General features: G+C 63.7%; 26 protein-coding genes and 1 tRNA gene. 22 read left to right on the forward strand and 5 right to left on the reverse strand.

Annotated elements, in window-relative coordinates:
• Positions 1 to 4: 4 nt before the first annotated feature.
• Positions 5 to 535 carry a hypothetical protein gene (locus RT551_RS07250; protein WP_313456950.1) on the reverse strand — a complete coding sequence of 177 codons (531 nt, stop codon included), beginning with the start codon at positions 533 to 535 and terminating at the stop codon, positions 5 to 7.
• A 225-nt stretch (positions 536 to 760) separates the two neighbouring features.
• On the opposite strand from RT551_RS07250, the gene RT551_RS07255 reads away from it, so the two are divergent.
• Positions 761 to 1429: a VOC family protein gene (locus tag RT551_RS07255; protein ID WP_313456952.1), complete on the forward strand. Its 669-nt coding sequence runs from the start codon at positions 761 to 763 to the stop codon at positions 1427 to 1429.
• Between the two features lie 65 nt (positions 1430 to 1494).
• Here the strand turns inward: RT551_RS07255 and RT551_RS07260 are convergent, their stop codons facing one another.
• Positions 1495 to 1638: a hypothetical protein gene (locus tag RT551_RS07260; protein ID WP_313456953.1), complete on the reverse strand. Its 144-nt coding sequence runs from the start codon at positions 1636 to 1638 to the stop codon at positions 1495 to 1497.
• A 439-nt stretch (positions 1639 to 2077) separates the two neighbouring features.
• On the opposite strand from RT551_RS07260, the gene RT551_RS07265 reads away from it, so the two are divergent.
• From RT551_RS07265 to RT551_RS07275, 3 genes are all read left to right on the forward strand, one after another.
• On the forward strand, positions 2078 to 2677 hold the full coding sequence (locus tag RT551_RS07265) for a restriction endonuclease subunit S (protein WP_313456954.1): 600 nt from the start codon (positions 2078 to 2080) through the stop codon (positions 2675 to 2677).
• A complete protein-coding gene (locus tag RT551_RS07270; RefSeq protein WP_313456955.1) occupies positions 2674 to 4167 on the forward strand; it encodes an N-6 DNA methylase in 1494 nt (497 codons plus the stop codon). The genes RT551_RS07265 and RT551_RS07270 overlap by 4 nt, the downstream gene beginning before the upstream one ends.
• A 90-nt stretch (positions 4168 to 4257) precedes the next feature.
• The gene (locus RT551_RS07275) at positions 4258 to 7041 is read left to right on the forward strand and encodes a type I restriction endonuclease (protein ID WP_313456957.1); all 2784 of its coding nucleotides are present in this window, start codon (positions 4258 to 4260) and stop codon (positions 7039 to 7041) included.
• Here the strand turns inward: RT551_RS07275 and RT551_RS07280 are convergent.
• Positions 7017 to 8447: a TIGR00366 family protein gene (locus RT551_RS07280; protein WP_313456959.1), complete on the reverse strand. Its 1431-nt coding sequence runs from the start codon at positions 8445 to 8447 to the stop codon at positions 7017 to 7019. The genes RT551_RS07275 and RT551_RS07280 overlap by 25 nt on opposite strands.
• 79 nt (positions 8448 to 8526) lie before the next feature.
• On the reverse strand, positions 8527 to 9462 hold the full coding sequence (gene ubiA / locus RT551_RS07285; protein WP_313456960.1) for a 4-hydroxybenzoate octaprenyltransferase: 936 nt from the start codon (positions 9460 to 9462) through the stop codon (positions 8527 to 8529).
• Positions 9463 to 9587: 125 nt separating this feature from the next.
• Here ubiA and RT551_RS07290 point away from each other — a divergent pair.
• The 13 genes from RT551_RS07290 to RT551_RS07350 all read left to right on the forward strand — a co-directional run bounded on the left by RT551_RS07290 (position 9588) and on the right by RT551_RS07350 (position 18041).
• A tRNA-Arg gene (locus RT551_RS07290) sits at positions 9588 to 9664 on the forward strand.
• A gap of 166 nt (positions 9665 to 9830) precedes the next feature.
• Positions 9831 to 11021 (forward strand): integrase arm-type DNA-binding domain-containing protein, encoded by a 1191-nt coding sequence (locus RT551_RS07295; RefSeq protein WP_312320431.1) that lies wholly within the window; start codon positions 9831 to 9833, stop codon positions 11019 to 11021.
• Positions 11022 to 11727: 706 nt separating this feature from the next.
• Positions 11728 to 11913, forward strand: coding sequence for an AlpA family phage regulatory protein (locus RT551_RS07300; RefSeq protein ID WP_313456962.1), 186 nt, complete (start codon positions 11728 to 11730; stop codon positions 11911 to 11913).
• A complete protein-coding gene (locus tag RT551_RS07305) occupies positions 11910 to 12119 on the forward strand; it encodes a hypothetical protein (protein WP_312320429.1) in 210 nt (69 codons plus the stop codon). The genes RT551_RS07300 and RT551_RS07305 overlap by 4 nt, the downstream gene beginning before the upstream one ends.
• Positions 12120 to 12128: 9 nt before the next feature.
• Positions 12129 to 12413 carry an ogr/Delta-like zinc finger family protein gene (locus RT551_RS07310; protein ID WP_312320428.1) on the forward strand — a complete coding sequence of 95 codons (285 nt, stop codon included), beginning with the start codon at positions 12129 to 12131 and terminating at the stop codon, positions 12411 to 12413.
• A gap of 294 nt (positions 12414 to 12707) precedes the next feature.
• Positions 12708 to 12917, forward strand: coding sequence for a hypothetical protein (locus RT551_RS07315; RefSeq protein WP_312320427.1), 210 nt, complete (start codon positions 12708 to 12710; stop codon positions 12915 to 12917).
• Entirely contained in the window at positions 12914 to 13129 is a 216-nt protein-coding gene (locus RT551_RS07320) for a hypothetical protein (RefSeq protein WP_312320426.1), read from the forward strand. Before RT551_RS07315 ends, RT551_RS07320 begins: the two co-directional genes overlap by 4 nt.
• Positions 13126 to 13767 (forward strand): hypothetical protein, encoded by a 642-nt coding sequence (locus RT551_RS07325; protein ID WP_312320425.1) that lies wholly within the window; start codon positions 13126 to 13128, stop codon positions 13765 to 13767. Before RT551_RS07320 ends, RT551_RS07325 begins: the two co-directional genes overlap by 4 nt.
• Positions 13754 to 14593, forward strand: coding sequence for a toprim domain-containing protein (locus tag RT551_RS07330; protein ID WP_312320424.1), 840 nt, complete (start codon positions 13754 to 13756; stop codon positions 14591 to 14593). The genes RT551_RS07325 and RT551_RS07330 overlap by 14 nt, the downstream gene beginning before the upstream one ends.
• Positions 14594 to 14648: 55 nt before the next feature.
• Positions 14649 to 16502 carry a DUF927 domain-containing protein gene (locus tag RT551_RS07335; RefSeq protein ID WP_312320423.1) on the forward strand — a complete coding sequence of 618 codons (1854 nt, stop codon included), beginning with the start codon at positions 14649 to 14651 and terminating at the stop codon, positions 16500 to 16502.
• A gap of 71 nt (positions 16503 to 16573) precedes the next feature.
• Positions 16574 to 17164 (forward strand): hypothetical protein, encoded by a 591-nt coding sequence (locus RT551_RS07340; protein WP_312320422.1) that lies wholly within the window; start codon positions 16574 to 16576, stop codon positions 17162 to 17164.
• Between the two features lie 50 nt (positions 17165 to 17214).
• The gene (locus RT551_RS07345) at positions 17215 to 17529 is read left to right on the forward strand and encodes a DUF1153 domain-containing protein (protein WP_017158377.1); all 315 of its coding nucleotides are present in this window, start codon (positions 17215 to 17217) and stop codon (positions 17527 to 17529) included.
• 74 nt (positions 17530 to 17603) lie between these two features.
• Positions 17604 to 18041 (forward strand): hypothetical protein, encoded by a 438-nt coding sequence (locus tag RT551_RS07350; protein WP_312320421.1) that lies wholly within the window; start codon positions 17604 to 17606, stop codon positions 18039 to 18041.
• Here the strand turns inward: RT551_RS07350 and RT551_RS07355 are convergent.
• The gene (locus RT551_RS07355; protein ID WP_312320420.1) at positions 18030 to 19289 is read right to left on the reverse strand and encodes an IS256 family transposase; all 1260 of its coding nucleotides are present in this window, start codon (positions 19287 to 19289) and stop codon (positions 18030 to 18032) included. The two genes, RT551_RS07350 and RT551_RS07355, sit on opposite strands and share 12 nt — an antisense overlap.
• A 22-nt stretch (positions 19290 to 19311) precedes the next feature.
• Between RT551_RS07355 and RT551_RS07360 the strand changes: the two genes are divergently transcribed.
• The 5 genes from RT551_RS07360 (at position 19312) to RT551_RS07380 (ending at position 26083) form a co-directional block, all read left to right on the forward strand.
• Positions 19312 to 19734, forward strand: coding sequence for an integrase core domain-containing protein (locus RT551_RS07360; RefSeq protein WP_312320419.1), 423 nt, complete (start codon positions 19312 to 19314; stop codon positions 19732 to 19734).
• 1227 nt (positions 19735 to 20961) lie between these two features.
• Complete coding sequence (locus RT551_RS07365) at positions 20962 to 22686, forward strand: phosphoethanolamine--lipid A transferase (protein WP_312320418.1); 1725 nt, start codon at positions 20962 to 20964, stop codon at positions 22684 to 22686.
• A complete protein-coding gene (locus tag RT551_RS07370) occupies positions 22679 to 23050 on the forward strand; it encodes a diacylglycerol kinase (protein ID WP_312320417.1) in 372 nt (123 codons plus the stop codon). The genes RT551_RS07365 and RT551_RS07370 overlap by 8 nt, the downstream gene beginning before the upstream one ends.
• Positions 23051 to 23585: 535 nt before the next feature.
• Positions 23586 to 24839, forward strand: coding sequence for a TolC family protein (locus RT551_RS07375; RefSeq protein WP_312320416.1), 1254 nt, complete (start codon positions 23586 to 23588; stop codon positions 24837 to 24839).
• Complete coding sequence (locus RT551_RS07380; RefSeq protein WP_312320415.1) at positions 24836 to 26083, forward strand: efflux RND transporter periplasmic adaptor subunit; 1248 nt, start codon at positions 24836 to 24838, stop codon at positions 26081 to 26083. The genes RT551_RS07375 and RT551_RS07380 overlap by 4 nt, the downstream gene beginning before the upstream one ends.
• The last annotated feature ends 11 nt before the right edge of the window (positions 26084 to 26094 follow it).

Below are 26094 nucleotides of genomic sequence, written 5' to 3' on the forward strand. Positions count from 1 at the left end.
CTCCTCAGATGGATTCGTCCACCTTGCGCACCAACTGCCAGCAGGGCTTCTGTGCGAAGTAGTACGACTGCTGGTCGCTGGTATTGGGTGTACGGAACTGCACCTTGATGCTGCCGTCAGGCTGTGTCGTGTGGGTGATCTCACGTGCCTTGCTGCCCGCCGAAGCAGGGTTGGGCATGACCGGCCAGGTCACCTCGGCCAACGGAATCTGCTTCACCACCTGGGCAGGCTCGGGATCGGCGGTGACATCCACGTATTCGCTGATCAGCGGGTCGGCGGTCGCCTTTTCCTGCAGTGCGATCTCCGCACCGAAATGCGGCAGGAAGGTCTCAAAGTCAGGATAGGGACAGCTGGCCTGGGCATCGGCCGCCACCGGTTCCGGGGGGGCCGAGTCAGCCGTATCAGCTGGAGCGGTGCCGGTCGAGGCCGCCGGGGTGACGGCAGCGGGCGCGGTGTCGGTAGGAGCTGCCGGCTCGGCGGCGTTGGGCTTGCAGCCGGCGAGCAACACACTCAGCGACAGGGCAAGCAGCGTCATGGGACGTAGATGGGACAACGGATCCTCCTGATTCGTGTCGGGCGCATACAATGTCTGCGCCGGGGCGCGTAGCATAACGGCGCGCCAATACGATGGCGTTCACGGGCCTCTGACGGTGCGCAGGCAACCTCACGAAGCGTGACTGCCGTCACACTTATCGACACATTGGCCTGTTGAGGCGCTCCGACACGCGCCAGACACCCTCTCAATCGTCAGGGAATTGACATGCGTATTCTGCAACTTGCATTGCCTGTCTCCGATGTAGCCCAGGTCGGCGCGTACTTCAGCGACGTGCTGCAGCTGCCGGTGGACAGCGACAGCGTGCAGATCGGGTGGACCCGGGTGCAGTTGCGGGCAGCGGGCAGCGAGCCGGTGGGCGGTGTGCACCTGGCCTTCAACGTGCCGGCCAACCGGTTCGCCGCGGCGACCGACTGGTTGCTGGCACGCGCGCCGCTGCAGACCAATGCCAAAGGCGAGGCGCACTTCACCTTTGGCGATGCCTGGGCGTCGGAGTCGATCTATTTCGAAGGTCCGGACGGGTTGATCCTGGAGCTGATCGGCCGGCGAAGGTTGCCGGCCTCGGACCTCGCCGGCCAGTTCCATGGCAGCGAGCTGACCTGTGTCAGCGAAGTCGGGCTGCCCGTTGCCGACGTGCCTGCGCTGCATGCCCGCGCCGAGGCAGTACTGGGCCTGAAGCCGCTCAGCCCACCCACGCCACACTTCGCCGCATTGGGCGACGACGAGGGGCTGCTGATTGTGGTCGATGCCACGCGTGCCTGGTTCCCGGAGCAGAAGGTGTTGCCTAATGCGCGGAGAATCGAGGTGTGTGTGGGTGAGTTATCTCTGGGCGAGCTTGAAGACAGGGACCACGGCTGGCGGGTGGTATCGGGCTGACCGGCGCGTGCAGTGAAAGGCCCCGCCGAAGCGGGGCCCTTACGTACCGCATCTACAGCCAGCAATCACTCTTCTTCGTCCTGCCAGCCCTGCTGCTGGTTCTGGTTGCGCTGCTGCTGTTCCTGCTGCTGTTGCTGCTGCTGGTCGCGACCTTCCTGCTGCTGACCCTTCTGGTTCTGCTGGGAACTCTGATTACGCTGCTGGCCCATGTCGGTCTCCGGATGCCGCGTGCGGAATGCCGCGGTCGGGGTGACTGTGTGCAGAGCGAGGTTAACGTTGTGTGGCAGTTTTCCAACGAGTTCGTCAACGGATCACCACGAACGACGGTAAGTGCTTGCTGCACATGGCGATGCCCCCCTGGTCAGGCTGCTTGTGCCAAAAGGTGATGCATACATGCGACCTTCGCCATATGACGCAGTCATCTGGATGAACAGGATGGCCGCGCGTCGCAAACGGACAGCGACTGCGCAACGCACGAAAACTGGCTCTGGTGCGACTCCGCCGCTGGCGCAATCCGCAGATCTGATCACGTAGTGAACGACACGGAATGCCGTCCCTGCGATGTTTCCTGCGCGGACGGAAGCACCATTCGAATGGTGCCGTTTTTCTCTATTGACGCGCTGGCACCCCGCACGCATGTTCCGCCGCATGAACGCATTTACCAGCACCCTGCCTCTGGCCGATGTCGCCCACGTGCGCCAGGGCCACGCCTTCCGTGGCGCCATCCCGGCCGTTGCCGATGGCCCGGTCCGTGTCATCCAACTCAAGAACCTGACCTCGCCAGAGACCCTGTCTGCCGAGGCGCTGCTTCGCACCCGGCTGCCGTCACGCAACCCGCCACACTACGTGCAGCACCATGACATCCTGCTGGCCAACCGCGGCAGCCGCCCTGTCGCCACGTTGCTTGCGCATCCCCCCGCGCAGACCGTCTGCAGCCCGCATCTCTACATCATCCAGGTCATCGCGACCGAGCTGCTGCTGCCCGAGTTCCTGGCGTGGCAGCTCAATCATGTGGAGGTGCAGCGGCAGCTGCGCCGGCAATCCGCCGGGTCACGCCAGCACAGCGTGCGCAAATCCGCCATCGAGCACCTTCGGCTGCGCATCCCCCCCCGCGCAACACAGCAGCGCATCGTCTCCGTCACCCATGCCCTGCAGCGGACGCGCAGCAAGGTCGACGAACTGATGCAGGCCCGCGACGCGGAGATCACGGCACTGGCCGAGCGCATGATCCAGGGGCGTGCTGCATGAGCGAGATCACGCTTCGCAGTGCCCGTGCCACGCTGGCCGCATTGAAGATGGCGCGCCGGTGCATGCAGGACCCGGCCGACCAGGAGGCCGCCACCCACCTGCTGCTCCTGCTGGTGCTGCTCAAGGTGGCCAGCGACGCGCAGGCGGATCGTCGTGCCCCCGCAACCAGAGGTCCCGCTGCACCCGACATGCCACCACCGGCGGGCGCGCGGGCGCTGGAAATCGTGCCATCCACGGATTTCGAGCGCCTGGGTCGTGCCCCGCTGGATGGCCTGGCGATGCGCGTACGCGACGTATTGAATACATTCTGCCTGGGCAACCGGCAGGTGCTTGGCGAGGTGGCGGAGGTTCTGGATATTGCCTCCGGACTTCCCGGAGATGCTGCCATGTACCGCGTGCTCGAGCGGCTGCGGATTCCCGCACTGGACTTCCGCATTCGCAATGGCGTCCAGCGCCCCGATCTTGCCGAGGCCACCGATCAGATACTGGGGCAGGCGCAGGGACGTCGCAGCCGCGAAGACGGCCTGCACGTCCCGGACGCGCTGGCCAGCGTGATGGTGGCACTGCTGGATCCGCGCGACGGTGAACGGGTGTACGACCCGTCCTGTCACCATGGCTGCCTGCTGCTCGCCTGCGCGGGCTGGGCACAGCAGGTCCAATCCTCGGCCCGGTTGAGGCTGCACGGCCAGGAGGCAGATCGGCGGCGCTGGGCCATGGCGCGCGTGCGCTTCCTGCTGCACGGCCAGAGTGGAAGCGGCCTGGAAGCAACAGATCCGCTTACCGATGTCGCGCACCTGTGCAGCGCCCCGTTGCGCAGCCATGTGCAGGTCGCGCTGTCGCGTCCACCGCTGACCTTGCGGTGGGACAGCGCGTTGGGGTCACTCGACATCCTTGGTCGCTTCCAGCACGGCATCGCGCCGCGGCAGTGGGCGCACATGGCGCTGATCCAGCACATGCACGCCCAGCTGGACCCGCAGGTCGGTCGCATGGCCGTGGTGGTTCCCAACGGGGTACTGTTCCGCGACGGCGAGGAAGCGAAGATTCGTCGCGCCCTGCTCGAGGCGAACGAAGTCGACCTCGTCATCAGCCTGCCCGAGCGCCTGTTCAAGGGCACTGCGATGTCCACCTCGCTGCTGGTGCTGCGCAAGGCACGCCAGGACCCGTCGGTGCTGTTCATCGATACACGGCCACTGCTGCAGGCGGCAGGCAAGGGAGCGCGCATGGACGACAGCATCGCCCGACAGGTCATTCAGCTGTGTCAGCAGCGTTGCAACGTGTCCGGCATTGCGCAGGTGGTACCGGTGGCCGAGGTCCTGTCGTCCGGTGCCGTGCTGAATGTTGCCCGTCACATGCACGCCGACATGGAGGTGGACAGCGCCGACCCGCGCACCCTGCGCGACACCCGCGTGCGCCTTCACCTCGAAGCCGAGGTACTGCTGCGTGAACTGGATGGTGAGGTGGAGGCGATGGCACGCGACATCGAACGTTGATGTCGCAAACAGGGGAAACGCGACAACCAGGCTCGATTGAAACTGCATGATCCGGAATGATCCGCAGGGAAGCGCTTACCGGACATCTGCATGAAGGGCCCCCGCCACGAAGACGCTGTTCGTCGTTCCGCCCTGGCCTGGCTGAAACGCCTGGGCTGGAATCATCTTTCCTTTGAGGAGTATCGGGCGCTCACCGGCCACCCGGACAACGTGCTGCTTGCTGATCGCGTGCGGGCCATTCTGCAGCGCTTCCGTTACGTCCACGCAGGCCGCCCGCTGCCGCTGGCCGATGAGAAAATTGACGCGATCCTGCGCCAGCTGGCAGATACGCATCCCGGCGCACCGTGGCCTGCGGCCAGCGCGCGCGCACTGCAGATGCTGCACACGGGCATCAGCGTCAATGTGTCGCTGCCCGATGGCAGCCGCGTCACCCACACCCTGCCCCTCATCGACTGGGCACATCCGAACCGCAACCATTGGGACGTGGCGGACGATCTGCGCGGATGTGGGTATTCCCGCGTGGATGGCATCCGCGACCTGGTCTGCTTCGTCAACGGCATTCCGCTGGTAGTGATCGCCTGCGTGGAGCGCGACTCACACCGTCACTGGGGGCGCATGCAGCAGGGCGCACGCCATCTGCTGCAGAACCTTCAGCCCAGCGCGCTCGAACCGTTGCCGCGCCAGGCGCAGCTGCTTGTCACTCTGGACCGCCGCGGCGGCGCCTACGCGGGTGCGGGCACTCCGGTCCACGCGTGGACCCGCTGGCGGGAAGAGGGCTGGAGCGCGGCCGCGGTAGCGCAGCGGCGCAACCTGCCCGTCCTTCAGTACGACGGTCCGCCCGATGCTCCATTGGCGACGCATGCTGAGGTGATCTGCGGCGTGTTGAGCCACGCGAGGCTGCTGCGCCTGCTCCACCGCTATGTCCAGTCGTCACCACACGTGCAGCCAAAGCTGGCGCGGGCGGCGCAGTTCTTCGCGGTGGAAGCAGCGCTGGGCCACCTGCGGCGCGTCGCCCGCTATGGGCGCAACAGCGATGCCCAGGTCTGCCTGGCGCCGGGCTGCGGACTGCAGCGCGCACGCGAATGGCTGGCAGCCACGATGCTGGCCGACCTGGGCGATGGCACCTTTCGTCTGTTGATACCGGTGCAGCATCCGTCACGGTCAATGCCCGCGTGGGCACGCGGCCAGCGCGTACCCGACCCACCCGCCGGCGCGCGGCAGCTGCGCGCCTTCCTCGAAGCGCACCAGCCCTCACCGCTGCAGGTTTCCTTGCAGGTACTGCTGCGCTGGGCCGACAGCGCACATTCGGCGAGATCGTCAGGCCGTGGCCTTGTGCTGCTGCTGGACGCCGGGTTCTGGACCCAACCCGGCGCGTCACTGACACAACTGAGGCGCTGCCTGCCGGACGCCACCTGGCTGACCTTTGCGCCGGCTCCGATCGAGGCCGATGCCAGCTGTCCGCATCCGGGCACGATCATTTATCAGTATCGCGAACACCAGGCGATAGCAGATGGCGTTGTGGTTCCGGTACTGCAGGGGCGACGCGAGGACGTGGATCTGCTTCAGGATTCCGGCGCAGGCTCGATTGCCCGACATTTCCATAGCCGCATTCTTGATCTGCAGCGTGGCCTGCGGGGCACCGTGCTGGTGGACACGGTCGCGCAGGCCGAGCAGCTGCAACAGGCATTGGTCGACGATGGGCGGCTGAACACCCGGGTCAGACATCTGGATGCACGCGGTCACAGCCGCGAACGTTTGCCGGCCATGCCACCGGCGGATGTGCAGCTCGAGATATGCAGCGGTTCACTGCCCGCATTGCAGGAAGCCCGGCTCGGCATCGCGTATGTCGAACGCGCGCTTTCCGCCGTTGAACACGCGCGCCTGCTTGGCTTGATCAACCAGCCGCATCCGGACAAGCACGCGGCGCTGCTGGTGCTGGGCCACCCGGCAAGCGCCAACCTGCACGCGCCAGGCACAGCAGCGCTGCATCCGGCATCCGTACGGACAGATCCGCTGGCCCGGCTCGGCGCATTGCTGCCCGACAGCTCAACCGAGGCGTTCAGCGCGTGCGTCGAGCGCGTGATGCCGCGCTGGGAAGTCACGCCGATGGGTGAGGACCGCGATGCGCACCGCCGGCGCCGGCATCTGCTGCGCCGCCGCCTCACCGATCGGGGACTGGCGCTGCAGCACGCCACGCCGGCTGGACACTGCCTGCCGCAGGATCGCCACGACGCCGAATTCGCCCACACCCGCCACACGCTCCGCTTCTACGCACGGGTGGATCAGGCCGCTGCGGATGCGGCGCTGGAGTCCAACGACTACAGCGACGACGACCGGCGCGTGCGGCATTGGCTGCGTGAGGGTGCGCGGCAGGTGTGCGAAGCCCCCGCGACCTATGCAGCCGCCGGCCGCTGTTACGCGGAGCTACGCGCCGAGCTTGAACATCCCGGCGAAGAACCGGGCCGCGTGGAGCCTGCGCGGCGCGAACTGCAGGGCATTCTGCGTGACCATCCCGGGGCGGCGGGCCAGATCACCGCACTGGAGCAGTTCCGCGCACGGCTGCCCGCGCTGCTGGGTCACTCCGGGCCGCTGCGGCGATCGCGGAGCCACCTGCTGCTGGAGGGCATCCTGGGCACCGGCATGGGCGTGGAGGGCCACGCCCCACTGGCGCGGTTGATCGAAGCGACGGTCCGCTCCGGGTACCGGTTGCTTCCTGACGAACCGCTGCAGTTCCGCCAGCACCTCAGGGCCAGCCTACGCGGTGTGCTGGAGCATGAGTTCGGCGCGATGCGCGCCGAGCTCATTCTGGACGCGCTGATCAGCCGCGCCCCGCACTGGATCGGCCCGGGTCAGGGCATGACCGGCGGCACATAGGTCAGCGTCATGCCCAGCAGCCACAGCAGTCCGAGCACCAGCGGGATATGCACCAGCAGCTGGATGAAGGTGAAGCCGACAATGTCGCGCGCCTTCAGCCCCAGCACGCCAAGCAGCGGCAGCATCCAGAACGGGTTGATCAGATTGGGCAGGGCCTCGGCGGCGTTGTAGACCTGCACCGCCCAGCCCAGATGCGCATGCAGCTCATTGGCCGCCTGCATCACGTAGGGGGCCTCGATGATCCACTTGCCCCCACCGGACGGAACGAAGAAGCCCAGCACCGCCGAGTACACGCCCATCACCAGGGCGAAGGTGTCCGTGGTGGCGATGTGCACGAACACGCTGGACAGCCGATGCGCCAGCGTTTCGCCGCCGCTGCCGGCGGCGTGGGTCAGGATCATGGCGATGCCGCCATACAGCGGGAACTGGATCAATACGCCAGTGGTGCTGGGCACCGCCTTGGCCACCGCATTGAGGAAGCTGCGCGGTCGCCAGTGCAGCAGCAGGCCCAGCGAAATGAACAGGAAGTTGTAGGTATTGAGGTTGGCAATGGCGGTCACCACCGGCTTGCTGGCGAACTCACTGAACAACCACCCGAAGGCCAGCAACGACAGCAGTACGGTCAGCAGCGGGCTGTACTCCAGCCATTCACCGGCGCGGGTACGCGCAGGCAGCGGCTCGGGTTCGGCCTGGGCGGCACCCTCAAAGTCAGCAGCGGTGCGGGCGGTGGCCGGTCCCGGCGCGGTCATCCAGGCAATGATCAGCGACACCACGATCAGCGCGGCGGTGAGGGCGATCGACTGCCACAGGAAGATGGTTTCGGTGAAGGGCAGCACACCGGTGATCTCCACCAGCCCCGGCGGCATGCTGGCCGGATTGGCCTGCAGCTGCGCGGCCGAGGAGCTCAGGCCCATCGCCCAGACCGCACCCAGACCGAGGTACGCCGAGGCACCGGCAGCCCGGTAGTCCATGCGCAGATCTTCGCGGCGGGCCAGCGCGCGCACCAGCAGGCCACCAAACACCAGCGAGAAGCCCCAGCTGAGCAGTGACGCCAGCATGCTGACCAGGCCGACATACACCACCGCGCCACGGCCGCTGCGGGGAACCCGTGCCAGCAGGTCGATGAAGCGCGCCACCACCGGCGCGGTCGCTACCGCGTAGCCGCCAATGACCACGAAGGCCATCTGCATGGTGAACGGAATCAGGCTCCAGAAGCCGTCGCCGAACGCTTTGGCGGTGGCCTGCGGGGTGGCCCCGAAACCCATTGCCGCCACCGCCACGATGACCACACCCAGCACCGCGAACACGTAGGCGTCGGGGAACCACTTCTCCGCCCACGCCGCCGAACGCAGCGCCGCGCGCGCCATCCAGCCGTCCTGTACCGCCGCCGATGCCGTGTTGGCCATGCCCTACCCTCCCAGGTTTGATACCTGGATTCTCGGGGCGGGTCCGCGAATTGTCAGTAACCCATTGGTCGGGTCGCGGTCAGGCCCGGACCAGCGCGACCGCAATGCCGGCAAACACCACCGCGCCCACCCAGTTGTTGTGCAGGAAGGCCTTGAAGCAACGGTCGCGGTCGCGGTGCCAGCACAGATGGAACTGATAGACGATGAGCAGCGCGGCGACCGCCAGACCGGCCCAGTACGCCCAGCCGAGCCCACCGCGCAGGCCCACCAGCGCCAGGGTTCCGAGGAACAGCGCATACAGAATGCCCTGGATCACCAGGTCCAGATCGCCGAACAGGATGGCGGTGGAATGCGACCCCATCTTCAGGTCGTCATCGCGGTCGACCATGGCGTACCAGGTGTCATAGGCGGTGGACCACAGGATGTTGGCCCCGTACAGCAGCCAGCCGATCACCGGCACCTCGCCCTGCACGGCGGCGAACGCCATCGGAATGCCCCAGCCGAAGGCCAGGCCCAGGTAGACCTGCGGCAGGTGGGTGTAGCGCTTCAGGTAGGGGTAGCTGGCCGCCAGGAACACGCCGATGAAGCTCATGCCGATGGTCAGCACGTTCATGCTCAGCACCAGCGCGAACGCCACCAGCATCAGGCCGGCGAACAGCAGCAGCGCCTCGCGCCCGCTGACCCGCCCACTGGCCAGCGGACGGTCCTTGGTGCGCTTGACGTGCGGGTCCAGCCAGCGGTCGGCGTAGTCGTTGATGACACAACCGGCCGATCGCGTCAGCCAGACCCCGGCGGTGAACACGAACAGGGTCCACAGCGGGGGCATCCCACCGGCGGCCAGCCACAGCGCCCACCAGGTGGGCCACAACAGCAGCAGGGTGCCGATCGGGCGATCGGCGCGCATCAGTTTCCAGTACTGGCCCCAACGCGACGGCGGCGCGCCGGCGGGGGCATCAAATCGTTCGTAAGCCATGGTGGCAAGGATACGCCAGCCCACCCGCAGGCGGGCTTGCACGGTCCGTTCGTTCAAGGGGGAGCAGACCTGCGCCGCGTTTACCGCTAGAATGCCCCTCCCGCACCGCCACTTGGCGCTGCGATGCCCGCCCCGGCCCTGTGCTGACGGCGTGGCGGTTCTACAACGCGCCCGTAGCTCAGCCGGATAGAGTAGTGGCTTCCGAAGCCATTGGTCGGGGGTTCGAATCCCTCCGGGCGCGCCATTTGAACGTCCTACAGCGTCCTAAGAAGGCCGAATATCCCTTTAACTTCAAGGGTTTCGGCCTTTTTTGTGTCCACTATCGTCCTATGTGATCCACATCAATCCCAAGTCTGCAGGCGGTATCTTTGACGGTAACTCACCTACCGCCTACACCCGTTACCGCCATCATGTCGCTCACTGATACCGCAATTCGCAAGACAAAGCCCACGGCAACTGTGCAGAAGCTCCGCGATGGCGGTGGCCTTTACTTGCTACTTCGCCCTGATGGTGGCCGATGGTGGAGATGGGACTACCGTCGTCCCGTGACAGGCAAGCGCAATACCCTATCCCTGGGAACGTATCCCGATGTGAGCTTGGCTAGCGCACGCGAACGTCATGCAGCGGCGCGCAGATTGCTCGCCGATGGTGTTGATCCCGGCGAGCAGCGCAAAGCGCAAAAGGCAGCAACGCTCGAGCGTTCCGCAAACACCTTCGAGGCTGTGGCTGCCGAGTTGATCGCCGTGAGAGCGAAGAAGATGGCCGCTACGTCGCTTGAGCGACAGAACCGCATTCTTGCGAAGGATCTAGGTCCATACATCGGACGGATACCTGTCGATGGTGTGACTGCTCGCGACTTGCTGGATGCGATCCGAAAGATAGAAGCGCGCGGCGCAAACGAGACCGCACATCGCGCACGAATGCTAGCAAGCCAGGTCTTTCGCTACGCCATTGCTACAGGCCGTGCAGTCCGTAATCCCGCGGAAGACCTGCGCGGCGCACTCGTACCCGTCGAGGTCGAACACTTCGCCAGCGTCACCGATCCTGCGCATGTTGGCGGCTTGCTCCGCGCTATCCACGGGTATCAAGGTACGCCCGTCGTCGCTGCGGCGCTGCGCCTGGCACCGCTCGTTTTCGTGCGTCCTGGTGAACTACGGCACGCGCTCTGGGCAGACATTGACCTTGCTTCTGCAGTGTGGCGCTTCACGGCAAGCAAGACGGGACAACCGCACATTGTCCCGCTCTCGACGCAGGCCGTTGCGGTCTTTCGCGACCTACAGCCGCTTACGGGCCGCCTCGCCTACGTCTTTCCCAGCATGCGGGGCAAAGGACGCCCCATGAGCGAGAATACCGTCAACGGCGCTCTCCGCCGCCTAGGCTATGACTCGGACACGATGACTGGTCACGGCTTCCGCGCGATGGCACGCACCGTGCTGGATGAGGTACTTGGCTTCCGTCCGGACTACATCGAGCATCAGCTCGCACACGCAGTCCGTGACCCAAACGGACGGGCGTACAACCGTACGGCCCACTTGGTCGAGCGCGCAAAAATGATGCAGGCGTGGGCGGACTATTTGGACGGTCTACGGACTTCCTACTGACCGCCTTGTTCCTCCTTTTTCATTTCTGACTCATCGTTTTTGCTGGTTACAGTGGTAACGGCGGTTACACGACTACCAACGGGCCGAAAATCAATTGGTTACGTTAATTCTCGGCACGCCTCGCTTACTGGTTACAGCTGGTTACGCTGGTAACAACGGCAGGCGATAAGTCCGCATCGGACGCATGCGGAGCGATTCCGCGTGCCGATGTAATGGCTGTTCCGCAGCCTCTCTCGGAAAAGCGGACTGGCTTCGGAAATCGCCAAGCTGTCCCCATGAGGGCTGGCGACCAAGCCCATCCCGCCGCTATTCGATGGCTCGCCTGCCACGCATCTTGCTCTTGCCCTGCAATCGCAGAACGCCAGGCGCGCCAATTTGCCTTGCGCAACCAACCGGTCGGCCTGGCTGCCGCGCTCGCTTTCAGCTCCCGTCAGTCGGAAAACTCGCCCAAAGAGTGGGTATGTCAAGTGGCATGCGTCATGTGTAATTTTACAAAAGATTGTAAGGATTTTCCTACAAACCTAGTCGCGTGAGTTAAGTGGCGACAGTCTCTAGCCTTCTAGCCAAGCCCACAACACAGGGCGGCGGTTGACAAATCGTCAGCCCCGCAACCTCTCAAATGCTTGGTTCTCCCCACCCAACGCCCGCCGTACCCGGTCAGCCCAGGACCCCGAATCCCGCCCCCTCCGCGCGTACGGAGCGCTTCATGCGCAGGCCGGAGGTGCTCAGCCGCACCGGTATTTCTCGCTCGCACCTTTACTGGCTGATGGATCGTGGCCGGTTCCCTCAGTCGATCCCCCTTTCCCCGCGCGTGACCGTCTGGCTTGAGTCGGACGTAAACGCGTGGATTGCCAACCAAATCCCGAACACCCACCCGCGAGTGCAGCCGTGAAAGACACCATCGTCCTGACCATCTCCAATCAGAAGTTCAACCTGAGCTCGGCAGAAGCCACGTTCCTCGCCGAGCATCTGCGTACCGCCGTCGCGCAGCCGGACCTTGCGCTGAATTTTTCCCAGCAACGGTCCGTAGAGCGTGGCCGCATCGCGCTTTCGCGTGGTGTCGCTGACGTTGCCACCGCGCACACCACGGACTGCTAAGGAGCCTCAATGACTCGTTCCAGGGCGTTCCTACGCTGCCCGCATTGCGATACGCCGTCGGTCACCCGGACCAGCGTGATGCACACCAAATTGCTGCGTGAATCGGTCCAGCAATGCCAAAACGCACTGTGCGGCCACACGTTTTCCGCCTACACCGAAATCGTGCGGACGCATACTCGCAGCGCGTGTCCGCGCGGCGACGTTGATCTGCCGATCAGCACGTATGCGGAACGGTCGGCGCTCAGCCAGAAAGCGGAGAAACAGAGTGCTGTCATGCGCAAGGCCAAGCGATGACGCGGCAGTTGACAACGCCGGCTCAGCCAGGGCAGCATTACCCCGTCGCCGCAAAATCGGCGACCGGGATTGGCGTCCCGTACCACAAGGCGCACCAGCGCCCATCGACCGATGCATGGCGCTTTTTTTCTGCCTGCTGTGTCGTCGCGGGCAACTGCTTGCCAGTTCTACGGCGGGCGGTGCGCGGGGGGTCTCGACCCCACCGGTCCTTGTGCCGGCACGCCAACCGCGTACCGTCCGTCACCCCGATTGGCGTCGGGATGGCGGATTCCGAATCACACAAGGAATCCAGCTATGTCTCTCGACACCCTGAATGCGCCGTCGCGCTTCCCCGTTCGCATTGCCCATCACTTTGGCGAAATCGCCAACACCCTGGAATGGGATCACTCCCTCTGGCTGGCGCTAGGCGTGCGCCTGCAGGGTACCGGCAAGGCTCCCGATGCACTGACATTGGCGGAGGTCGAGCAAGCCATTGCGGTCACCCTGCGGGAGGCTGCGCAATGATCCGTTTGCATCTGGATTCCCTCGTCGCGAACGATGACGCCGTGCGCCACGATCTGTTCAGCGCCGCGCGTCAGTTCCAGCGCATCTATACCTTGCCGCTGATGAACCTGTTCCAGCTCATCGACTCACTCGAGCGCCGGCCGGGCGCACTCGAAGACCTCTCGGTAGGTCAGCTGATCTCGATGATCGCTGCGGCGGAGGTGGCACCATGAACGCGCGTAACGGACGGGTGACTGGCATCCCAGGGGTGCCGAACGGACGCGTCAGCGCGACGGTGGCCGACGCATGGTTTGACGCTGACACCACCGCGCACCTTGTGGCGCTGGCACAGCGCGTTGAGCGCGCGCACGCAAAGGCCGCAAAGCGGCTGAGCGATGCATGCCGCGCACTGGACGCTGCGCTGGCAGGCCACGCACTGGAGGACCAGCTTCGCACTCGTCTGCTGATTCCCCTGCAAGGCGAATGCGAACGGCTGGCGGAGAACGTCGAGCGTGCCCAGGTCAGGCTGTCGCTGTGTGCGCCTGCGACCTCCCAAGCCGCGTTTGAGCGTGGCATCGCTCTTCAGCTGCAAGACCTTGAAGATGCTGGTGGGCACGAAGGTGCACACGCGGGTGGCGGTAGCCTGCCGCAGGGGAGCTACCTGCTCAGCGAGGACGGCTTTAATCGACTGGAACGCGCCCGCGACGCGGCAATGCTGCTGGCCAGCGTAGGTGACGGGAACGGCGAACGCATGGCGATCACCTACGACGCGCTTGCCGCAAGTGCAGCGTACGTTTTCGATGACTTGGCCGCGGCCGTGGCCAACGCGCAGCACGCCAGCGAACTGGATGCGAATCATGGCCGGCGTTGACGGCTTTATCGCCGCGCTTCGCAACGCAGGCGTTCCGGTTCAGGCGGCGGTGGCTGATGGGCGGCTGCACCGCGTGCGCGCTCAGGGCGACGGTCCTGGGCAGCGCAGCGGCTGGTACGTGCTGCATCCGGGTCCCCCAATGGTCGGTGCCTACGGCAACTGGAAGACGGGCGCTAATGAGCACTGGCGCAGCGGCGACGACGCAGCGCTCAGTGCTCAGGAACTCGACCGGCTACGAGAGGCAATGCGCTGCGCCCAACGTCGCCAGCAGGCCGAGCGTGCCCGGCGTCAGGCCGCTGCCCGACAAGTGGCGGTGACCCGCTGGCAGCGCGCCAGCCGTGCCGACGCAGGGCACCCCTATCTTGCTGCCAAGGCCATCGCTGCCCACGGCCTGCGCCAGCTCAACGATGTGTTGTTCGTGCCCATGCGCGACGGCCAGGGGCGCCTGTGGAGCCTGCAGTCCATCGACCCGGAAGGCAACAAACGATTCCTAGCGGGGGGGCGGAAGCAAGGGCTGTACTACGCGATTGGCCGCGAGGTTAGCGACGTGGTGTGCGTAGCAGAAGGCTTCGCGACCGCCGCCAGTGTGTTTGAGGCTACCGGCTATCCAACGGCCGTGGCTTTCGATGCTGGCAACCTGGAACCCGTGGCAAGGGAGCTACGGGACAAGTTTCCGCATGCACTGATCGTGCTGTGTGCGGACGATGATGCGGCCACCGCGCTGACGCGTGGCGTCAACCCCGGGCTGGCCAACGCGCAGCGCGCAGCGCAAGCCGTAGGCGGTGTCGTGGCGATGCCGCCCCGCGCTGCCGACGCCACCGAATGAACCCTTTTCTTAACACCAAGGCGCTCTGCGCCGGCGCGGCAATGGAGCCTCGTGCATGAGCAATGTCAAATCCGTCGACTTCAATGATGCCGCCAAGGCCGTGGGCAAGAAAGCTGTCGCAAGTTCAATTCAAGAGGCCGTGCGGAAGGGCGCTGGCAAGGCCACCAAGAAGCGCGCCGGGACCGACGCTGACACTCCTTCGCTGCCCAAGGCGCACTATCGGCTGAGCGACGCTGGCGTGTTCTACGTGGGCGTCAATGAGGACGGCGATCAGGCCGAACCGGTGTTCGTCTGCTCGCCGCTGAAGGTTGAAGCGAAGACCCGTAACAGCCAGAGTGAAGAGTGGGGCCGGCTGCTGACGTGGACCGATGCGGACGGGCACCGCCACCAATGGGCCGCACCGGCGGAAATGCTGGTGGGTGACCCGCGCGAGTTCGTGCGACAGCTGGCGGCAGGCGGCGTCGAAATGTCGGCGCACCGCAGCACCTTGCCACGGCTGCTGGCCTACATCATCCAAGAGCGAATTGACGCCCGCGCGCGCAACGTCGCGGTTCCCGGCTGGCATGACGAGCGCTACGTCCTACCCAGCGCTGAAAGCTACGGCCAGGGCGACGAACTGCTGGTCTACCAACACAGCGGTGGACTGCAGCACCACTATGCCGCTGTGGGCACTCTGGCCGACTGGCGGCGCGAGGTGGCCAGCCGTTGCCAAGGCAATTCCCGTCTGGTGCTCGCGGTGGCCACCATGTTCGCCGGGCCACTGCTGCGCTTCACTGGTGCAACCGGTGGCGGCTTCCATATCGTCGGCGGCAGCAGCAGCGGCAAGACGACCGCACTGCGGGTTGCCGCCAGCGTGGTCGGTCCGCCCGAGTACGCGCGCGAGTGGCGTAGCACGGCCAATGGGCTAGAGGGTGTGGCCGTCCTGCACAACGACGCAACGCTGATCCTTGACGAGCTAGCGCAGATCGATCCCAAGCAGGCTGGCGATGCTGCTTATCTGCTGGCCAACGGCAATGGCAAGAGCCGAGCGAACCGTGCCGGGGATGCCAGGGCGGCGGCGCGCTGGCGGGTGATGATTCTCTCGGCTGGCGAAGTCGGGTTGGCGCAGCACATGGCCGAGGCGGGTAAGCAGGCGCGTGCCGGCCAGTCCGTGCGGTTGGCAGACGTTCCGGCGGAGGCCGATGCCGGCCATGGCATCTTCGAGCACCTGCATGACGCCAATGATGGCGCGGGTCTGTCGGCGATCCTCAAGGACGCCGCAGGGCGCACCTACGGCTCGCCGTGGCCGCTGTGGCTGGACTACTTGACCCGTACTGACAGCCCCACGTTGACGGCGCAGTTGCGCGAGTCGACGGACCGTTTCTTGGCCACCTATGTTCCAGACGACGCCTCCGGTGAGGTGCGGCGCGTGGCAGAGCGCTTTGCTATCGCCGCCTTCGCAGGAGAGTTGGCCAGCAGCTGCCGTCACAAACTGACTGGGTGGCCCAAGGGCGAAGCCACCACGAGCATCGCGTCATGTTTCCAGGCGTGGCTGAGGCGGCGGGGCGGCGCTGGTAGCGCGGACACCCATGCGCTGCTGTCGCGCATCCGCGCCTTCTTTGAGGCGCACGGAGAGAGTCGCTTGGAGGCCTACCGCGCTGCGCAGGGCGGTCTACCCGTTCGTGATCGCGCGGGCTTCAAACGCTTTGATGAGGTCGGGGTCACCGAGTACATGGTGCTCCCGGAAGCATTCAAACGCGAGCTGTGCGAAGGCTACGACAGCCGCCAGGCCACGCGCACGCTGGTGGACGTGGGGTGGCTGAAGCCAGCCGCTGACGGTCGCGCATCGCAAGTTGTACGCATCCCGGGCTTGGGTGCAGTACGTCTCTTTGTTTTCGATTCGCGCAAAGTCCACGACAGCGCGCTTTAGCCCATTCGTTACACAGGGCCGCCTGCATTCTGCTGGCGTACCGATCCCCTCCTCTCTAATGAGAAAAAACTATGACCAATGATCAAGGCGAAGCCGCAGATAGCTGCGTATCCGCATCCAATGAACTGCAGCCCCGGAAGTTCGTGATGGATCTAGAGAAGGTGGAGCACCTTCGTGGTCTGCACTCGAAAATGGCCGAGACTCTAACCAGCAAGCAGCGTTTAACGGCCAAGGTGGAGACGATGCAGCGCGCACGGCTGGCAGCTCAAGCGGATGCGGCTGCGGCGCGCGATAGGTGGCGGGAAAAACTGCGCGACAGCGATGGAACGCTCACGCGCGACGTGCAGAAGCTGCGCGTTGCAGAGCGCTCAGCCCTGTCTCTCATCGAAGAGTATGAGGCTCTGGAAGCAGATCTCGCCAAGGACCTCCCACGCCTGAATCTAGAGGCTGCGGACGCCGCTTCGGAATGTATCAGTGCTCAGAATGCAGCGGTTCGTGAAGCGGCGGCCCAGGCTTATGAACAGGCGTTGGCACATGCAGCTGACAGCTTAGCGTTGGCTTTTGAACTGCATTGCTCCGCCGCGAACGCGGGATTGAGCTATCACAATCGCAGCACGAGGGAGCATCTAGCGGATCAGTTCTTCACTACTGTAGGCATGTAATGACCCACTGATTTCCTGCTCAGGTGTTATTTTTCCCGAGGGAGACATCGATGAGCGAAATGATGGAAGAAGAGATCAAGCGTTGGACGGCCCGTCGCAAGTCGGCGCTGGTCCTTGAGATCATCCAGGGCAAGACGACGGTAGCTGCGGCCAGCCGGCAGTTCGACCTGACCCCGGCCGAGATCGAAAGCTGGGTTGAGGATGGCAAGCGCGGCATGGAGAACGCGCTGCGAGCCAAGCCCGAGGATGTTCGCGAGCAGTACGAGCGACAGCTGAAGGACCTGCAGGAAGCCTACGGCGAGGCCATGCTGGAGATCCGCGCTCGAAAAAAGCTGGCATCCCTGCTGGGAAAGGACGAGAGCTGATGCTCTCGATCCGGCAGGGCTTGAAGGTCGAGGGCGTTGCCGTTCCGATGGCCAAGCTGTGCTAGTGGTTTGGCGTGGCCCGTCGCACGACGTACTACAAGCCGACGCGCTCGCCCGCCAAGGTGAAGCCGGAGCTGGCCGAGCCGATCAAAGAGATGATCGAGGCGGAGCCGAGTTTTGGCTATCGCACCGTCGCCGCGTTGCTTGGCATGAACAAGAACACCGTGCAGCGGATCTTCCAGCTGAAAGGCTGGCAGGTGCGCAAGCGCGCACTTGGCCAACGTCCGCGCATTGAGGCCAATGTATCGCGGGCTGAAAAGCCGGACCAGCGCTGGGCGACTGACCTGTGCCGCGTATGGGGCGGCAAAGACGGCTGGCTCAGTCTGGCGCTGGTGATCGACTGCAGCACGCGCCAGTTGCTCGGCTGGCACCTGTCACGGAGAGTGTCCGATTTTTTGTGTTCGGACGGTGGCGGACTACGTTGGCGCAGCCCATGCTTTTCAATACGGTGATCTTATGAATCTTTCGCCATAAAGCACGGCGAATTGGCTCATGGCCTCCTTCCATCCTTGCCCGGCACGGCTCCAATTGGCGGTGATGTTACGTAATCCCAGCCAGATCAGCTTGAACGCTGCTTCATCCGTCGGGAAGTGTCCTCGCGTCTTGATCACCTTGCGCAGCTGGGCGTTGACGCTCTCGATGGCGTTGGTGGTGTAGATGAATTTGCGGATTGCCGGCGGGAACACGAAGAACGGGATCACCCGGTCCCACGCCCGCCGCCAGGCGGCGACCACCGTCGCGTGGCGCTGGCCCAAGGGGCTTGCTTCAAACGCAGCGAGCTCACGCTCTGCCGCCTCAGCGCTGGCCGCTTGGTAGATGGGCTTGAGCGCTGCAGCCAGCAGTTTGCGGTCCTTCCAGCCGGCGAAATCCAGACTGTTGCGGATCAAATGCACAATGCAGGTCTGCAGGGTGGTTTCTGGATACACCGCCTCAAGCGCCTCGGGCATGCCTTTGAGGCCATCGGTCACCGCGATCAGGATGTCCTCTACGCCGCGCGTTTTGAGGTCGTTGAAGACCTTCATCCAGAACTTGGCGCCTTCGGTGTTCTCGATCCAGATGCCCAGGATGTCCCGGGTGCCATCAGGCAACACGCCCAGAGCCAAGTAGATCGCCTTGTTGCGGAACAGGCCCTCGTCGCGAATCTTCACCCGCAGCGCATCGAAGAAAACCACTGGATACATCGGCTCCAGTGGGCGCTGCTGCCATTGGTTGACCTCTTCCAGCACCCCGTCGGTCACCGAGCTGATGAAGTCGGCAGAGACCTCGGTACCGTACTGCTCGGCCAGAAATGCCCGGATGTCGCGAACGCTCATGCCCCGGGCGTACATGGCGACGATCTTGTCGTCAAAACCGGTGAAACGCCTCTCATGCTTGGGGATCAGGATGGGCTGGAAGCTGCCGTCCCGGTCGCGCGGGACATCAAGCCGCAGCGGGCCGTCGCCGGTCAGCACGGTCTTGCTGCTCTTGCCGTTGCGCTGGTTTCCAGATTCCGCCGGGCGCTCCGCGCCCGGCGGATAGCCCAAGTGGTGGCCAAGCTCGGCCCCCAGCGCCCGCTCAATCAGTGCCTTCTTCAGGGCCGCGGAAATGTCCTCGATCTCCCCGGCACTCATCATCCCGGTCGCCAGCTGATCGATCAGCTCCTTGGGAAGGGTTGGCAGGTCACGGGCCGCTTGGCGTGGAGTCTTCTTCTTGGTTGGCATACACATTCCTTTTCAACATGTTATGCCCGAACACAAAATTTCTGACACTCCCCTGTCACGCACCGGCAAGGCCAGCACGGCATCGGCAGCCTTGGAGCAGGCCCTGATCACGCGCTACGGGACGCTGGGACGAGTGCAGGAGCCATTCCTGCTTCGCTCGGACAACGGCCTGATGTTCACCAGTCGCGACTACACCCGGCTGGTGCGCAGCTACGGACTGAAGCAGGAGTTCATCACCCCGCACTGCCCGCAGCAGAACGCAATGGTCGAGCGCGTGATCCGGACCCTGAAAGAGCAATGCGTGCACCGGCATCGCTTCGAGAGCCAGACCCACGCCCTGCGGGTGATTGCAGACTGGATCGCCTTCTACAACCAACAGCGCCCTCATCAGGCGCTGAAGATGATGACCCCGGATGCCGCCTACGCAGCTACATTAACCGCATGACCTGAGCAGAAGCCGGTGGGTCATTACACCACGGCGCAATTTCGCAAAGCCGCTCAGCCTAGGGAGCGACAAGAAGCGCAAGGCCAGAAGGTGCTGTCGCCCTGGCCCTTTAGGACGCCCAAAGACGAAAGAGGTGCGTTCAACCTAGCTGACTAGTTAGAGAGTCTCGGACTGCCTGCAACTTCATCACTTCCGCGCTGCGCAGACGGTTGAGCGACGGCTGTAGCAAACCCCGCTTGAGTGGGAGTGGCCACGAAGGCCGTACTCAATGTCCTGCACGGTGTACGGGCTGCACCGATCTAGCCATTAGGGGCGATATCAACGGCAGCCGCCGTGAAGTCTGATCTCCTCTGCCCGTTGGAGGATAGTTTCGGTCTGACCGACAAAAAAAATAAAAGTAAGAAAGTTGTCGTAAGAATGTTGAACTCGGGCGTACGTAACCATTCGTTCAGGGCGGCCAGACAAGACCGGGTGTGCGAAAAATGTCATAAACAAGTGAGGGTGGAAGGATAGCTGAACGACAAGAGCCAAAGACCGTGGTGTTTTTTTATTTCTTATCGTAGACAATGCGCACGCACGGACGGCCGTCGGGGTCCGTCTCCCGCCTACAGCTGATCATTTAGCTAATGCATCGACGTTTTGCTTCTATCATTCGGTTCTTGGCTGCACTGCTTCTTGCGGTGTGCCTTGTGGTGCCGACGGTCGAAGCCATAACATGCAGCAACCAGATGGAAGAGGGCTCCTCGCAGGAAGTGCCGAAGCCGTCTGATCAGAAGAAGGATCAGCTTTCGGCACACGGACACTGTCATCATGGTGGCGCGCTTCAGCCGCCCTTGCTCTTGACGCTAAGAGATGTTGTGGTGGCGGATGAGCCAATGGCGCTTGTGACCACCGGAAACCTTCCGTCGGATAGGCTCGACGGTTTGATCCGTCCCCCCAGGGGCTGACAGCGATTCCTTTGCTCATTTAGTGAGCGAATGAACCGCCGCGTCTCCCCGCATGACTGGCAGCTCGTCTGCTGCTCTTCGAATCGTGCGTTGCGACCATTGGAGTCGCTGGGTGACCAGGCACTCTTGCTCCGGATCCGCCTGCACGCGGTACCCGCTGCTGCACCTTTGATATTCTGGGTATATCCATGTCCACGTTCATGGCTTGTGCGCATAGTGCGCTCGGGGCCGGTCTTCTTGTTCCTCGGGTTCCTCCCGCGCAGCTAACCGGAGGCCTCGAATGAAGAGCGCTTCATGGTGGCGCAATCGCCCAGAAGTCGGTCAGGCATGGCTGATCATCGCCGCTTCTCTCTACTTCACGGTGGTCTTCAACAACGCGTTCGTTCGGTTCATTCTTGGAGCCTCGAACCACGAAGGAGTTGCGCAAGCGCTGGTACTGAGCACCGCGCTGGTGTTCATCACCGGACTCCATGTGTTGCTCTTGTCCTTGCTCGGGTGGCGCTGGACGCTCAAGCCTATCCTGCTGGTGATGATTCCGGCATCCGCCGCCGCCGCCTACTATTCGGACAACTACGGCATCTTCTTTGATGCGAGCATGGTGCGTAACATCTTCAGGACGGACACTGCGGAAGCAGGCGAGCTAATGACTTGGGGGTTTGCAGGCGCGATGCTCTTAAAGAGCGCGCCGCCGTTACTCGTAGTTGTCTGGATTCGAATTCGCAAGGAGAGCAGCGTCCTTCGCTTGCTGGTGAAGAGGGTGCTACTGGTTGTCGCTACCTTGGTCATCACTGGTGGCGCAGTTATGTCGCAGTTCGACGATCTCTCATCGCTGATGCGCAACAATAAGTCCGCGCGGTACTTGATTACGCCTGAGAACTACATCGTATCCAGCATCCGCGTCATACAACAGGATCGGCGCGCACCACGCGGACCGCTGTCCAAAGTGGCCGAGGATGCCCGATTGGACCCTCATCCGATTGGTTCCAAGCCTCATCTGCTTGTGATCGTTGTAGGCGAGACTGTCCGCGCGCAAAACTGGGGCCTGAGTGGGTATGCGCGTCAGACGACGCCGATGTTGGCCAGGCGTGATGTGGTCAATTACGTGGATGTGACCGCCTGCGGGTCTAATACCGAGGTCTCTGTCCCTTGCATGTTTTCCGTGTATGGGCGGCGCAGTTACGACCGCGACAAGATCAAGCGGTCCGAGTCGCTCCTGCATGTGCTGGAGCGGGCGGGCGTTAAGACTCTCTGGCGCGACAATCAGTCCGGCTGCAAAGGCGTCTGTGCGGATCTTGCATTCGAATCGTATAGGGAGCCGCCTGATGATCCGTTGTGCACGAACCAGGCGTGCCGTGACGAAGTGATGTTGAGTGGACTTCATGACGCCATCGACGACAACCCCGGTGATGTCGTGGTAGTCCTGCACCAGCTTGGGAACCATGGCCCGGCCTACTTCAAGCGATACGGCGAAGAGTTCAGGACGTTCACCCCCGACTGCCGCAGTGCTGATCTTGGCAAGTGCACTCGACAGGAGATCGTCAACGCATACGACAACGCAATTGTCGCCACTGATGACTTCCTCGCTAAAGCTATTGACATGCTGGCTGCGGACACTTCACACGACACCGCGATGATCTACGTATCAGACCATGGCGAATCGCTGGGAGAAGGAAATCTATATCTTCACGGACTCCCTTATGCGATCGCCCCGGCAACTCAGGTCAAAGTCCCAATGGTGGTGTGGTTGTCCGAGGGCATTCAGCGCGAACGCGGAATCGACCCGTCCTGTCTACGGGCGCAAGCCGGCAGCTCGATTAGTCACGACAACCTGTTTCATTCGGTGCTTGGCCTGATGGAGGTTCAGACAGAGGTCCGGGACGAAGGTCTAAACCTGTTTGGGAGATGCGAGAAGCCGAGTGCACAGACCGAGACGCCCACATCCGGCCAGTCGAAGACTTCCGGAACGTCAAAGATTGCTGAGGTTATGGGAGATGAACATGGCTGACATTTACGGCCACAAACCTCGCGGCCCTCTGGGCGTTATGAAGGCCCTTCGGTGGTCTCTTCTTGGAATTAGGGCAGCTTGGCTGCATGAGTCCTCATTTCGGCTAGAGGCGGTCATGGCGCTGCTGCTAGCTCCGGCAGCCTTCTGGATTGCCGATTCGCCAGTTGAGCTCGTACTGCTTATTGGCTCGCTGTTGATCGTTCTGGCAGCAGAACTGCTTAACTCAGCCGTTGAGGCGGTCATAGAGCGGTACGGGCCTGAGTACCATGAGCTGGCCGGGCGAGCCAAAGACATGGGTTCGGCTGCCGTATTCATGACGCTCACCAACGCGGGGGTGACCTGGATCGCCATAGCGGCCATGTGATGGGTCTCACGCCACAACCGCTTAACCCGCGGCGCTAGAACACGGAAGCTGTCCCAGAAGTGACTAGCTCCGAGCTTATGGCGTATCGCCGCCGATTGTTATTGTATCCCCTCTCAAGTGGTTGATAGCCTTTGAAGATGCGCCATATCTCCCGGAAAATTGGGTTCGTTCTACTGATGCTGCTGATGGCGGCGTTCGTGGTCGTTCCTATTTCCGACGCGTTGGCGTGCTCGGCTGAGCCGCATTCAGCGGCCAGTGCCCCGCAGGATGATGCTGGGGACTTGGATGGGAAGTCGGACCATGAGGTCCCGGGGGCCGGATGTAGCCACGGCCACTGCCACCATGCCAATGCCAGCCTTCCTTTGGAAGCCGCGACCCCGCCGCAGTTGACGCTGCCGGCGGTTTGGAACGCTCATGCCGGCGCTAATGGCGATGCGGTTGTTCTAGACGGGCTGACGCGCCCACCCCAGGGCTGATCAGAGCTTGACCCGCACATTGCGGGATCTGGTTTCTTTTCATCTCTGGAAAACTCTACATGTCGACCTCCACACGTCGGCCGCTGCGTGCGGCCGGGTTGTTCGTGGCTGTCCTGCTGGCGCTCGCGCCGGCTTGGCCTGCCGCCGCGCAATCTTCTCCCTCCTATGACGACCTGCTGGGTCGTCTTGATCAGTTGTCTGGCACCATTCAAGGCGTCGCATTGTCCGAAGCCGCCGATGCGCGTGTTCAACAGGCCCGTGCGCTTAAGAACCCCACGCTTTCCTACGACCTTGAGAATGCCCAAGGCACTGGCGCGTACCGTGGTACCAGCAACGCTGATTCGATCATCACCCTTTCTCAGCCGCTGGAGTTGTTTGGCCAGCGCGGTGCACGTGTGCGTGCGGCACAAAGCGAAGCACAGGCTGCGGGACTGCGTAGCGAGCTGAGTCGGAGCGAAGTGGCCGCACTGCTCGCAACGACCTACGCACAGGCCGAAAGCGCACTGCGACGCTATGATTTAGCCAACGAGGCACTCCAGCTGATTCAGGAAGATGCCGCCGCCACGAGTGCCATGGTCCAGCAAGGTCGCGAGCCTCAGCTCCGGGCAGTGCAGGCGCAGAGTGAAGTGTCCAACGCCAAAGCGGCTCTGGATGAAGCCTTGGCGTTCCGGGACGCGGCCCTTGCTCGGTTGGCCGGTGCAGCACAGCTGGATGCGTCGGTTGACGCAATAAGTGAAAGCCTCCTGGATCGCGCCCCGCCCATGCCTACCGGCGACGCTCGTGCGGCATTGGCGGTCCGGATCGCAGAGGCAGAAGCGGCGACGGCGGGCAGGCTCGTGGACGTGGAGCGCAAGCGCGCGCTTCCCGACCTGAGCGCAACCGTGGCGCAGACAAACTTCCGCCAGGCAGGCGAGCGTGCGTACAACATCGGCGTGAGTCTCTCAATCCCACTCTTCGACCGGAACAGCGGCGGCATTCGTGCGGCATACGCCGAGCAGCGAGCCGCTGATGCTCGTCTTGAACAGCAGAAGCGCGAGAGTGAAGCAAATCGGCTTTCCGCGATTGCGTCATTGAAGGCATCCAACAGCCGAACGCGTGCCGCTGACGAAAGCGTCACGGCCGGTGAAGAGGCCTACCGCCTTGCTCGCATCGGCTTTGAAGCCGGCCGGATATCCCAATTGGAACTGCGCAGCACGCGTTCGACGTTGATCGCCGCGCGGGCCTCCGCCGTTGACGCAAGGCTCGCGCGCGTGGCCGCCGAAATTGAACTTGCCCGTCTTGAAGGACGCGCCCCCTTTCTGGAGCAGAAATGAACAAGCCTCGTAATCCAATTCTCGTCGGCGCGCTGCTGCTGTCTGCCCTGGTCCTTGCTGGTGGCTTGACCGCCTGCCAAGGTTCTAGTGAATCCCCCACCACAGAGAAGGACGCGTCGGCCAAGGACGACGGCCACGGTCATGCGGAGGGTGAAGGTGAAGGCGAGGACGGTGCCAAGCCCGCCGATGACCATGCCGGGGAAGCCCCTGGCGCGCACGCAGAAGAAGAGGCACCGGAGGGTGTGGTCCAACTGACGGCCGACCAGATCAAGGCATCAGGAGTGGGCGTAATCGCCGTGGGGCGTGGTGGCGGCGCGTCCACACGCATTGCCGGACGCGTAGAGCCCTCGATCGGGGCGCGCGCATCGGTGGCCGCGACGGTGACCGGCCGCGTGGAGCGAGTGCTGGTTGCGCCGGGCTCACAGGTCAAGGCCAACCAGACACTTGCTGTCGTGGTCAGCGGCGACGCCGCCACCTTCCGCGCGGCGGCCGTCTCGGCGGGCGCGGAGGCCGAAGTCGCCCGCCTGGTGTACGGCCGCGACAAGGCACTGGTTGAGCAAGGTGTCGTTGCACGCCAAGAGATGGAGACGTCTCGCGCGCGCTCGATTGCTGCGGAGGCAGCCGCTGCAGCGGCCCGTGCCCAAGCCGCAGCCAACGGCTCGCCCGACAGTTCCGGCCGGGTGAGCATTACCAGCCCGGTTTCGGGGGTGGTCGGCAACGTGCAGGTCACGCCGGGTGGAGTGGTGTCGGCGGGCAGCGTGGTGGCAGACGTCTCGAACCCGGACATGAACGAACTGGTGTTTACCGCACCTCCCGCATTGGCCTCACAGGTCGCCGCCGGCATGAAGCTGGAAGTGACCGCACCGACCGGGGCATTCCAGGCAGAAGTCACTGGCGTGGCCGCTGACATTCGCCAGCAGGGTGGTACCACGGTCATCCGCGCCAAGCCCCTGACGGCGGCGTTGCCGCCTGCCGGATCACCGATTTCGGCGCTCGTGGTGGCTGACGGAGACGCAGATTCGCTGAGCGTCCCGGCCGACGCCGTGCAGACGGTGGACGGCAACAGCGTGGTGTTCGTCGAAACCCCAGAAGGCTTTAAGGCTACCCAGGTCATGGTCGGGCGTCGTGCCGGCGGCAGCGTCGAAATCGTCAACGGCCTCAATGGCACCGAGCGCATCGTCGGTACCAATGCCTTCCTGCTCAAGGCCGAACTGGCCAAGGGTGAAGCCGAGCACGGCCACTAAGGAATCCATAT

This window comes from Stenotrophomonas sp. (assembly GCF_032103445.1).
Taxonomy (GTDB): Bacteria; Pseudomonadota; Gammaproteobacteria; order Xanthomonadales; family Xanthomonadaceae; genus Stenotrophomonas.

Bases quoted from the DNA above. Each gene is read 5' to 3' on its own strand.
- RT551_RS07250 (WP_313456950.1), bottom strand. From the start codon at position 535: ATGACGCTGCTTGCCCTGTCGCTGAGTGTGTTGCTCGCCGGCTGCAAG.
- RT551_RS07255 (WP_313456952.1), top strand. From the start codon at position 761: ATGCGTATTCTGCAACTTGCATTGCCTGTCTCCGATGTAGCCCAGGTC.
- RT551_RS07260 (WP_313456953.1), bottom strand. From the start codon at position 1,638: ATGGGCCAGCAGCGTAATCAGAGTTCCCAGCAGAACCAGAAGGGTCAG.
- RT551_RS07265 (WP_313456954.1), top strand. From the start codon at position 2,078: ATGAACGCATTTACCAGCACCCTGCCTCTGGCCGATGTCGCCCACGTG.
- RT551_RS07270 (WP_313456955.1), top strand. From the start codon at position 2,674: ATGAGCGAGATCACGCTTCGCAGTGCCCGTGCCACGCTGGCCGCATTG.
- RT551_RS07275 (WP_313456957.1), top strand. From the start codon at position 4,258: ATGAAGGGCCCCCGCCACGAAGACGCTGTTCGTCGTTCCGCCCTGGCC.
- RT551_RS07280 (WP_313456959.1), bottom strand. From the start codon at position 8,447: ATGGCCAACACGGCATCGGCGGCGGTACAGGACGGCTGGATGGCGCGC.
- RT551_RS07295 (WP_312320431.1), top strand. From the start codon at position 9,831: ATGTCGCTCACTGATACCGCAATTCGCAAGACAAAGCCCACGGCAACT.
- RT551_RS07300 (WP_313456962.1), top strand. From the start codon at position 11,728: ATGCGCAGGCCGGAGGTGCTCAGCCGCACCGGTATTTCTCGCTCGCAC.
- RT551_RS07310 (WP_312320428.1), top strand. From the start codon at position 12,129: ATGACTCGTTCCAGGGCGTTCCTACGCTGCCCGCATTGCGATACGCCG.
- RT551_RS07315 (WP_312320427.1), top strand. From the start codon at position 12,708: ATGTCTCTCGACACCCTGAATGCGCCGTCGCGCTTCCCCGTTCGCATT.
- RT551_RS07320 (WP_312320426.1), top strand. From the start codon at position 12,914: ATGATCCGTTTGCATCTGGATTCCCTCGTCGCGAACGATGACGCCGTG.
- RT551_RS07325 (WP_312320425.1), top strand. From the start codon at position 13,126: ATGAACGCGCGTAACGGACGGGTGACTGGCATCCCAGGGGTGCCGAAC.
- RT551_RS07330 (WP_312320424.1), top strand. From the start codon at position 13,754: ATGGCCGGCGTTGACGGCTTTATCGCCGCGCTTCGCAACGCAGGCGTT.
- RT551_RS07335 (WP_312320423.1), top strand. From the start codon at position 14,649: ATGAGCAATGTCAAATCCGTCGACTTCAATGATGCCGCCAAGGCCGTG.
- RT551_RS07340 (WP_312320422.1), top strand. From the start codon at position 16,574: ATGACCAATGATCAAGGCGAAGCCGCAGATAGCTGCGTATCCGCATCC.
- RT551_RS07345 (WP_017158377.1), top strand. From the start codon at position 17,215: ATGAGCGAAATGATGGAAGAAGAGATCAAGCGTTGGACGGCCCGTCGC.
- RT551_RS07355 (WP_312320420.1), bottom strand. From the start codon at position 19,289: ATGCCAACCAAGAAGAAGACTCCACGCCAAGCGGCCCGTGACCTGCCA.
- RT551_RS07360 (WP_312320419.1), top strand. From the start codon at position 19,312: ATGCCCGAACACAAAATTTCTGACACTCCCCTGTCACGCACCGGCAAG.
- RT551_RS07365 (WP_312320418.1), top strand. From the start codon at position 20,962: ATGAAGAGCGCTTCATGGTGGCGCAATCGCCCAGAAGTCGGTCAGGCA.
- RT551_RS07370 (WP_312320417.1), top strand. From the start codon at position 22,679: ATGGCTGACATTTACGGCCACAAACCTCGCGGCCCTCTGGGCGTTATG.
- RT551_RS07375 (WP_312320416.1), top strand. From the start codon at position 23,586: ATGTCGACCTCCACACGTCGGCCGCTGCGTGCGGCCGGGTTGTTCGTG.
- RT551_RS07380 (WP_312320415.1), top strand. From the start codon at position 24,836: ATGAACAAGCCTCGTAATCCAATTCTCGTCGGCGCGCTGCTGCTGTCT.